Raw genomic sequence first — 765 nt, forward strand, 5'->3', positions numbered from 1 at the left:
GGCAGCACGCCCCTCTATGAGCGTATCGGCGACGATGCGGCTCTGCAGCAGGTTTCGGATTGCCTTGACGCGATGCGCGAGACCGTCGCCCGGCACGGCGGTGATTTCATTCACTCGAAAGGCGATGACGTGCTCAGCCTGTTCGAGAGCCCGGAGGCGGCGCTGAGGGCCGTCTGCCAAATCAGCCGCCAACTGACGAAAGGGCCGTTGAGCGCCCGTATCGGATTGCATTTCGGAACGGTCATTCGCACGCGGGGCGAGGTATTCGGTGATGTTGTCAATGTTACCGCAAGGTTGTCCACCACGGCCAACCCCGGGGAGGTGCTGATCAGCCAGAGCTTTTGCGAAGCCCTTTCCGCGAAGAGCCGCAAGGGCCTGCGGCTCCTCGACAAAATGGCCTTGAAGGGGAAGCAAGAACTCTTCGATGTCTATACCCTGTGGAGCGACGATGGGGCCCTCAGTACGCAGACCATCATCCGAGGCACCACTACCGATAGACGCTCCGTCCCGCAGCGGCAGATCAGTCTGGTCATCCGGTATGAAGATCAGTTGCGATCCTGTCGAAACAACGAATCCGTGACCATCGGCCGATCTGCGGAATGCAATATTGTCGTCGAGCGGCCCTGGGTTTCAAGGCACCACGCGACCTTCACCATTTCGAATGGCAGGCCCCGGCTTGTCGAGAGAAGCTCGTCGGGCACATTTGTGTCGATGGGACCTGGGCATGAAATATTCGTACGGCGCGAAGATATTCTCCTCTTCGGC

Annotated in this window: 1 protein-coding gene; it reads left to right on the forward strand. The window is 59.5% G+C overall.

All coding sequences use genetic code 11. From position 1 onward, the window contains the following. Nucleotides 1-765, forward strand: a 765-nt coding sequence (locus ACWTU9_RS33170; RefSeq protein ID WP_455862011.1) for an adenylate/guanylate cyclase domain-containing protein, incomplete at both ends; no start/stop codon positions are given.

This window comes from Mesorhizobium sp. 128a, from assembly GCF_053848025.1.